Origin of the sequence: Clostridium sp. UBA4395 (assembly GCF_002390995.1) — a bacterium.
Lineage (GTDB): Bacteria > Bacillota > Clostridia > Clostridiales > Clostridiaceae > Clostridium_J > Clostridium_J sulfidigenes.
Map to the genome: position 1 here is coordinate 1 of NZ_DGRF01000085.1, position 9,003 is coordinate 9,003.

The 9,003-nt window shown below is 29.3% G+C and carries 10 protein-coding genes; all 10 read right to left on the reverse strand.

Annotated features, from left to right (window positions below; translation table 11 throughout):
- Window positions 1-37 precede the first annotated feature (37 nt).
- Window positions 38-727, reverse strand: a complete 690-nt coding sequence (locus B2694_RS16280) for a Crp/Fnr family transcriptional regulator (RefSeq protein WP_346886638.1) — start codon at window positions 725-727, stop codon at window positions 38-40.
- Between the two features lie 144 nt (window positions 728-871).
- Window positions 872-1,543 (reverse strand): NUDIX hydrolase, encoded by a 672-nt coding sequence (locus B2694_RS16285; RefSeq protein ID WP_346886639.1) that lies wholly within the window; start codon window positions 1,541-1,543, stop codon window positions 872-874.
- A 15-nt stretch (window positions 1,544-1,558) separates the two neighbouring features.
- Window positions 1,559-2,092, reverse strand: coding sequence for a GNAT family N-acetyltransferase (locus tag B2694_RS16290; RefSeq protein ID WP_346886640.1), 534 nt, complete (start codon window positions 2,090-2,092; stop codon window positions 1,559-1,561).
- A gap of 159 nt (window positions 2,093-2,251) precedes the next feature.
- Window positions 2,252-3,055 carry a GNAT family N-acetyltransferase gene (locus B2694_RS16295; protein WP_346886641.1) on the reverse strand — a complete coding sequence of 268 codons (804 nt, stop codon included), beginning with the start codon at window positions 3,053-3,055 and terminating at the stop codon, window positions 2,252-2,254.
- A 441-nt stretch (window positions 3,056-3,496) separates the two neighbouring features.
- Window positions 3,497-4,195 carry a hypothetical protein gene (locus B2694_RS16300; protein ID WP_346886642.1) on the reverse strand — a complete coding sequence of 233 codons (699 nt, stop codon included), beginning with the start codon at window positions 4,193-4,195 and terminating at the stop codon, window positions 3,497-3,499.
- Between the two features lie 426 nt (window positions 4,196-4,621).
- The gene (gene def / locus B2694_RS16305; protein WP_346886643.1) at window positions 4,622-5,074 is read right to left on the reverse strand and encodes a peptide deformylase; all 453 of its coding nucleotides are present in this window, start codon (window positions 5,072-5,074) and stop codon (window positions 4,622-4,624) included.
- Between the two features lie 5 nt (window positions 5,075-5,079).
- Window positions 5,080-5,856, reverse strand: coding sequence for an N-acetyltransferase (locus B2694_RS16310; RefSeq protein WP_346886644.1), 777 nt, complete (start codon window positions 5,854-5,856; stop codon window positions 5,080-5,082).
- Between the two features lie 41 nt (window positions 5,857-5,897).
- Window positions 5,898-6,818, reverse strand: a complete 921-nt coding sequence (locus tag B2694_RS16315) for an alpha/beta hydrolase (protein ID WP_346886645.1) — start codon at window positions 6,816-6,818, stop codon at window positions 5,898-5,900.
- A 10-nt stretch (window positions 6,819-6,828) separates the two neighbouring features.
- A complete protein-coding gene (locus B2694_RS16320) occupies window positions 6,829-7,500 on the reverse strand; it encodes a DUF6320 domain-containing protein (protein ID WP_035129438.1) in 672 nt (223 codons plus the stop codon).
- Window positions 7,487-8,773: a hypothetical protein gene (locus tag B2694_RS16325; RefSeq protein WP_346886646.1), complete on the reverse strand. Its 1,287-nt coding sequence runs from the start codon at window positions 8,771-8,773 to the stop codon at window positions 7,487-7,489. Before B2694_RS16325 ends, B2694_RS16320 begins: the two co-directional genes overlap by 14 nt.
- Window positions 8,774-9,003 lie beyond the last annotated feature (230 nt).

Consider the following 9,003-nt stretch of genomic DNA (forward strand, 5'->3'; position numbering starts at 1 on the left):
CAACCGCTATTGCGACAGCCCCCTCTTGAATAACTCGCTATCCTAGACATTCTCTTAAACCTTTTAGATCAATTATTCTAAAGGAGCTTCTGTGAAAATCTATAATTCCTTCTTCCTTCATATTTATTAATTCTCTTGAAAGGGAAGGTCTAGATACAAGTATATATTCAGCTAATTCATTTCTCTTTAAAGGTATATCAAAGGTAAGACTGTTATTAATACTATATTGCTGAATCAAGTATGTGCTAATTTTTTTTCTTATACTTTTTAATGAAAGAATTTCTACCTTTTCATTTAAACTAAGAGCTTTTTTAGCTACTATTTGTAACATATTCTGTATTAAATTTTTATGTCCTTCACAGGCTTTATTGCATACTCCTACAATCTTATCTGGGTGCAAAAATAGGATAGTACAATCAGTATATGCCTCTACAGTTGAAAGCCATCCATCCTTAGAAAAAGCATCTATCTCTCCAAATAAATCTCCTCTTTTTACTCTTGACATCATAACTCTATCCCCATCTAAAGTTTCCTTACTAACACTTACTTCACCCTCCAAAACTACTCCTATCCCAGTTAATTTGTCTTTTTCAATAGTTATTATATCTCTTTTTTTATAGGTTTTTATGCTAGACTTTAAACAGCTTAATACACTTTTAAGTTCTTCTTTTTCAATATCTTTAAATAATTCAATGGTCAATAACTGATTAATCCATTTTTCATCCATAAGACTTCACCATTCCTTACTAATCCTTTATTTCTTCATTTTGTAATATAATATCACATAGCACTATAAATTGCTGTAATAAGTGTTACAAACAAAGATTATTTCCTCATTTGCTTAACAATTTCAAAATATAAGTGTATTAGTTTACCTAAGAATATTTAACTTGTTAATAGCTAAATTAATCATTTTTTCATGGTCAAAAGCTAATAAGTCTGTATTTTCCATTGAAGGTTTTATATATACTTCTCTGCTTCTACCAATTCCTTTTTTAACACTCTTTTCTAATACTAAATATTCTATTTTTATCTTTCTTTCATCATTATAAAAAATTAGTCTGTAGGCACCTTCTTCCTGACTAGAGTTTAAAAAATTTTTTTCAACTCTAAACCAAGCCACTTCTGCTGCATCATCTCCAGCCTTAGGTTTTAATTTATCATAATCTACTAATGCAACATATGAAACACTTATAATCCTATCTCGTGGATCTCTTCCTACGTCTCCAAAGGTATATAGTTGCTCTAGATAAACATCATCCACATTGGTTTCTTCTTTCAATTCCCTAAGAGCTGCAGCCTCTATATCTTCATCCATGTTCACAAATCCTCCAGGAATTGCCCACTTACCTATACAAGGATGATCTTTTCTCTTCACTAACAATATTTGTAGTTGATTTTTTTCTTCATGCACCTTTTTCTCAGTAAATATTAAAGTATCCACTGTCACTGCAGGCTTCTTATATTTCTCAGGATTATATCTTTCCAAAAATTTTTCCAAGGTCTCGCCTCTAGAATTTACTTTTTCTCTTTGAGTTGTCATAATTTATTTTTAGGCTCATTGCCTAAAAGTCACCTCCTTTAATTGTTCAATTTCTTTTACATAACGATACTCTTTTAGCTTCTTACCAATATTAATTTCCTTTACTGTTCCATCATGATAAAAACCAATTTTCTCATAAAATCTCCTTGCTCTAATATTTTCTTCAAGAACCCATAAAGTTATCTCCTTATAGCTTCTTTTTCTTAATTCATTCATTCCCCACCGAATTAATTCTGAGCCTACTCCCATGCTCCAATACTGAGGCAATAAATATATACCCCATATTTCTCCACTTAATTCCTTCTTATCATCATCTCTACATTTACCTATACATATTAATCCAATAGGTACATCTTCTTTAAATATAATGGCATCCTCTTCCCATTTTTCTGATAGAGCCTTCTTAAAATATATTTCTCTTTTACTGGGAGTTATATTATCTAAAATTTCATTTGAAACAATACCTCTATAGGCATCTTTCCATGACTTAGAATGAATTTCTCCTAGTATCTTTGCATCATCAATAGTAGCATAGCGGATATTATACATAAATATTCTCCTAACTATTTAAAATTTCTCCTATTTAACTATTTACCTATGAAACTAGTTAAATAGTTAAATAGTTGTTCTATTCATGCGGGTTTCAGGAATTTTGCTATATAAAAGCACCTATACTAAAGGTTCATTAATTTTGAAAATAAGCCTTATCTATAATTTTCTTCTTAAAATATGCCAAATATCATTTCCTTGAAATCCACATTTACGATACATCCTTTGCGGGTTTGTCTTATTATCAATTTTTCCTGATACAGTAACAAATTTAGATTTTTCTTTAAGTATCAATAATAAAAAATTTACAAGAGCAACTCCTATTCCATACCCCCTATATTGAGGCAGTACTTGTATCCATTCCAAGGAACCTTCCATAATATCTTCATCACACTCAGCTATACCTAAAGCAATAGGCATTTCTTTTATATTATCCACCACCAAAACCCATAGACTATTATCAAAAACTTTTTCTTTAGTCCACTCTAAAACTTCCTCAGGAGTTACTCTAATATCTGTATAACATTTGCAAATTATATCTGATACTATATCCGCTTCTCTTGGTATATTCACAGTCTGAAATGAGAATCTTCTATCTAATTCTTCCTTATGAATATTTTTGAGATTATGAATAAGTTTAAAATACTTTTCATCTATAAAATTTACTGTATTAAATTTATCAATAAAGTTATCATGCAAAATCATCATTTCATAGTTGTCTTTAATTTTAGGATATATACTATATTCACTACTAAACCAATAGGTATGAAGCATAGATTCATTTTCTATAATAAGATATACAACTTCATTATTATTAACTTTAATTTCCTTTTTAAAATCAGAAGTCATCTTTACAGTTTTCCATAACGCCGTTGGCTGAAATGAGCAGGGATTTTCTAAGTACTTTTCTCTTAAAACAACTTCAAAATTCACATTAAAAACCTCTCCCCAGGTAATTATCACTTTAAACCCACCTTTAAATCATAAATAAAAGCCTTAGCAAACTCAATCAACTTTTCTATACTTATTATTTTATTCTGTATATTTTGATCATCCACCATTAAGTACCTCTCTTTACCATAAAACATCTATTTAATTATATATCATAATAAAATATATTGTTATAATATTCTTTATTTTACATTAATTTTTTTGTGTATAAAGATACTTTATACAATTTTATTTTAAGTTTTTTAAAACCTATATAATTCCTTAATTTTATATTTTTCTTATTAAAATACTTCATTAAAATTATAATATTTTAATGAAGCTATAAAATTTATTTATCCCAATAACTCAAAATAATTATAAAATAAGACAATCTCCTATATATAGAAGATTGTCTCTTAAATTTACAGTGATAAGTATAGCTAACTAACCTCTACTACCTTAGTCGTAATTTACTTAATTATAAATTTGATATGAAAAGTTAACAAGACCCTTGTCATCATAAATTGTTAATTTTAACTTTTGGGTGTAGTCATGATAGTAAGTATATTCCCAATATCCTAAATCTTCTGCACGATAAGGTTCCTCATCTGGCTCACCATATGCAGCTACAATATCATCTTTCGTACTTCCCCATGTTATTCCAGCTGGTAATTCAATTTCAGGATAGCTATCTACATATGTAATATCCATACCCATTGACCATATCTGACATTCTTTAATATCTTTTGCTCCATCTGTAGTATTTTCAAAACCCGCGTCTATCTTCGCATCATACTTAGTGCTTTTTAAATCAATGCTACTAGAAACTTTATCCCCTTTGTTCATAACATAACCATCATCATGACCATAGTCTGCTAAGTTAAAAGTCCACTCTTTTTCAATCTTACTGTAATCAAAGGGAATTGTATAAAGAGCACCATCAAATGCCAAAGTCATTTTTTTCCAATCAGTAGCAGAATTCATACCAACTGAAGCTTTTTTGTTAGTGTCTGTTTCTTTAGCTTCTTCGCTTACATCTTTTGCTTTTTCCTCAGACTTAGTTTCAGTAGTATTAGTATTATTCTTGGTATTAGTATCAGGTGATTCTTTTCCACAACCAACAAGAGATATTAAAAGTGTTGCGCTTAGTAAAAGAGATATAATTTTTTTCATAATGTTCCTCCTTGTAGATTCTCTTTTTCAAGAATATTATTCTTTAGACTATGTACCTCACTATACAACATTCATTTCAGCGAAAATAATTTCAACTCTAATATAATTAGTAATTTTAATATCCTTCACTTGAATAATTTTTTTATCTTGTAATATAGGTAGTCCACAGAAAATATTATACTACAATTATTTGTTAAATAACATATCAATCTTGTTTTTTTGTAAAAATTTATATAAATTAGACAAATGATAAAATATACCCTAATATATCAATCTTAAATATTTAAAATATTTTAAATATAATTAAAAATAAAGTTACCTTGTTGTTTAGGTTATAACAAGGTAACTTTATTTAATATTATCTATAAATACGAAGTAAATAATTTGTCTAAACTAAAAATATTCTATTGATACTAATACACTATATTATTTTACATATTCTGTTACAAGATCCGTAAAGAGTATCCCATCTAAATGATCAATCTCATGACAGAAACATTTTGCTAAGTCACCTGTACCGGTAAATGTAACTTCTTCACCTTTTTCATCTAAGGCTTGCACTATAACCTTCGCTGGTCTTTTTAGTTTTCCCCAAGTATCTGGTATACTTAAGCAGCCTTCTACCACCTTTTGTTCTCCTTCTTTGTAGATTATCTCTGGATTAACTAGTTTAATCAATCCTTGTCCCATATCCATTACAACTAATCTTTTTAATATTCCTACCTGTGGAGCAGCTAATCCACCACCATTTTCTGTATTATACATAGTATCTGCCATATCATTTAAGATTAATCTTATTCTATCATCTACCTTTTCAACCACTTTGCTTTTTTTTCTTAATATCTCATCATTTGAAAGTCTAATTTTTCTTAATGCCATTTAAACTACACCTCTCCTTTACTGTGATCTTGATTTTCTTCTAATATTTTAATAAATTTTTTCTCATTTAAGATATCATTTGTTATAAATTCTCCATTATAAAATAAACTATAGGTAGTAAATGGTGTTGGTGAATTTTGAGCTTCTTCTATAGTTTCATATTTCTTAACCTGCATATTAATATTCATACTTTTAGCAATTTCCTCAACAAGAGGCACATACTTAGCTGTAAAAGGACATTGATTACTATAATAAAGTACAAATCCCATTTCATCTATTTTACCTTCCTTTGCACATAACTTAAATGAAGGGTTACTTTCTCCATCTTTAAAAGGTAAATATAACAGTTCATAATAAGGCTCTGCTCTATCTGCAATTAAGAACCCCTTATGAATTAGATATTTTTTATCTGCTAAATAAGGTCTTTTTTTATCTGAAGATAGGATTACTAATCCCTTTTTCCCTTTGTTTTTACTATCTATAATACATTCATTTAATAATTTATTCGAAATCCCTTGACCCTTATATTGACCAGATACCCAAAGACAATTAATGAACATGTACTCTTCTGCAATAATAGGACACCAAGCTTTCTCTGCAGGTATATACTCAATAAAAACTTTACCTCTTACATCACCTTTTTTGAATACCAATCCATCAGCGAACCTAGCCTTCATCCATGCTTTCTTCGATGACACTTGGCATTCACCTTTCTTATCAGCAATAGCACAGCAAATATGTTCCTTTTCAATATTTTCATTGTTTACAGTAATAATATTCAATGATTTATTCCCCTTCCCCAAAATAGTTAAATCTATTATCACTATTTAGTTTTCCAAATTTTATTTATAAAAGTTCCAACTTCCTTCCATGCCGCTTTACTTTCCGGAATTAAATCTCCTGCCATTTGAAACACATGAAACATACCTTCATAAACAGACAATTTAACTTTAACCTTTTGATTTCTTGCTCTTTCTGCCACAGTGAGGGTATCACTTAAAAGAACTTCATGGGTTCCCACTTGCATAAGCATTGGTGGAAATCCTGTAAAATCTCCATATACCGGTGATATATATGGGTTATGAGGATTATTATCTCCTATATATGATGAATCATATAGCATATTGTTTGTAGTCTTACCAAAAAGAGGATCAATCTCATAATTTTCTATATAACTTGTACCACTATGAGTCAAATCATTCCAAGGTGACATAACTACAATTCCTGCCGGAAGAGAAATTTCATTATCTCTTAGGTAAAGACACAGTGCTAATGCAAGTCCTCCTCCAGCAGAATCTCCTACTACCATGATTTTATTTGATTCATAATTTTTTTCTTCTATAAGCCACTGATAAGCAGCTATTGCATCTTCTAATGCTGCCGGAAATGGATTCTCTGGAGCTACTCTATAATCAATAGTTAAAACTTCTGTACTTTTACCTAGTTCTGAATAATTTACTGCAAATCTTCTATACACATTTTTCATGGGACCAATGTAGCCTCCACCATGAAGTTGCAGAATTACTTTACCGTTAGATTTTTCTTCTGGCTTTAAGTATTCCATAACAAAATTATCTAACTCTATTTTTTCATATAAATATCCATTAGGACACTTCCAAGGTGGTTCTACAGGATGCTTTCTAAATTTTCCTGTTTGAATTGGTTCCCCCAAGGAAGTATCTGTAATATTATTAATTAATTCTCTAACTAAATTTCCACGAATACTAATCTTTTTCTCTTTCATCTTCTCTCTCCTAGGTATTAAATCTGCGAATTAATTCATTTTTTACGCTTCTATCCCCAAAAACTATGGTACCAATTAAAATAAGAATTGAAATTCCACTAGTTAAAATAGCTAAAAATGGTCTATCTATTAATTTTACCCAAAATAGTATCAAAGGAATAAAGCTAAAAATAGTAATAGCAATTTGATACATAAAATAACTTTGCCAATTCATTGGATTAACTATCATAAGAAGCACAATTGCTAAGTTAGCAAATAGTATCATTGCAGGGACTGCATAGTTCACAGACCATCCAATGTATCCTGTAACATTATCAATGACTACAACTAGTATTCCAGCTCCTATGGTTTGAACTAATATTTTAGAGGCCAAATTAGCATTATTCATAATGGAATAGGTAACTGTAACTCCAAAATATATAATTCCAACCACCGCAATTAAAGACCATATAACTCCTGAGTAGGTAATATAATTAATAAAACCTAAAACTACAGAAACTACAGTTAATATAAACAAAAAAATTCTTTTTATTTTGTTATATTTACCTATATCAAACTCAACATTAGGATACATTCTTGTGGATTCTTCATTCATTTCATCATACTCTAATACTCTCCTGCATAGAGGGCAAGTATGTGTTTCATCCAATATGTTTACTTGACATCTTCTACACCTTTTCATTTAATACACCATTACTTTCTATTGTTACACCAATTCCTTCTTTAGTTAAAGCTCTAAAGAAAGCTCTTTGCAAATATGTATCTCCTAACACTGAGGAAAAAGTCACTACCACTTTATCTTTATAAGAGCATACTCCACACTTCATTTTTTGTTTTTTAGATACACCTATAATAAAATGAAAGTTCTCTATGTACTCCTCAAATTCTGGGAGAACCTTTATATATCCTAAGTTAGATAGAGTCATAGTATTTCCCCTACTTATTCTTCCGTAAACTAACTGTAATGCAATATACTTAAGGACTAGTGGAGCAAATCTAACTAAAGGTTTTTTCTCGTTGGATACATTATAAGAAATAGTTTCTTCTAGCTTCTCTTTAGTTATATTTTCATCCATCTGTTTATTTACCATAAAAAGAATATCCTCAAAACTATGCTCTTTTCCATCAGATAAAAATTCTATGGCTGTTACAGCAAAGAAGTTCATAGTAGTTGTAGAATCAAAGAAAGATCTAAGATTAATAGGTAAATTAATTGATATAGGGTCTTCATGTTTTTGCTTATTTAAGTATTCCTCATAAATACACCATATCAATAACGCTAATAAGTATCTAGTTATACTTACTCCTTTTTCTTTACATTTTGATTTAAGTCCTGCTAGGTCAACATAACCATGAATAACACTTACTGTATCTAGATATAGTACTTCTCCCTTTAACTGATAAGCCTTTTTAGTACTATAAGGTTTCTTAGCTAACCTCTTATAATTTTTTAAATAACTATCCTCAGTATCAAGTATACATTCACTACTGGGTCTCCTTGTAACTTTTTTAGAGGAATCCTTGATTTTAAGTAGTTCTACATAGTGATAAGTAAGTTCCTTTAAAAAGTTAATAGCACCCATTCCATCTGTAATGGCATGAAAAACCTCTAAGTTAATTCTTTTTTCATAGTAAGATACACGAAATAAAAATTGCTGATTACTACGTGGGTCTATATACTTACATGGGTAAGTAGCTTCTTTTTCTACTATGGGCATTTTTTTATTAGTTTCAAAGTAATACCAAAAAAAACCTCTTCTAAGCCTTACGTTAAATCCATCAAACCATGGAAGTACCTCTTCTAATGCTTGCTGTAAAATTTCTGGTACTACATCTCCCTTCAAAGTGACAGACACTCTAAATACATTACTTAAGTTTTCATTAGCAATGACAGGAAATATTTTTGCTGTATTATCTAATCGTCTCCACTTTGTTTGATGACTTTTTTTATTCATTTATCTTCACTCTTTCTTAACTATTGTTAATATAATAATTCCTAATTACTAATTATTATACCAAATTTAATCTATACTTTCATTAGCTTGCATCTAGCTAATAACTTTTATAAACATTTTATATGAAATTAACATAAAATTTAATCTAAATATATAATTAAAATTCTAATCTGCCTTTGTATTCTAGCCATATTAGTGAAAAAATATTAAAAGGGGCTGTATCAAAATTA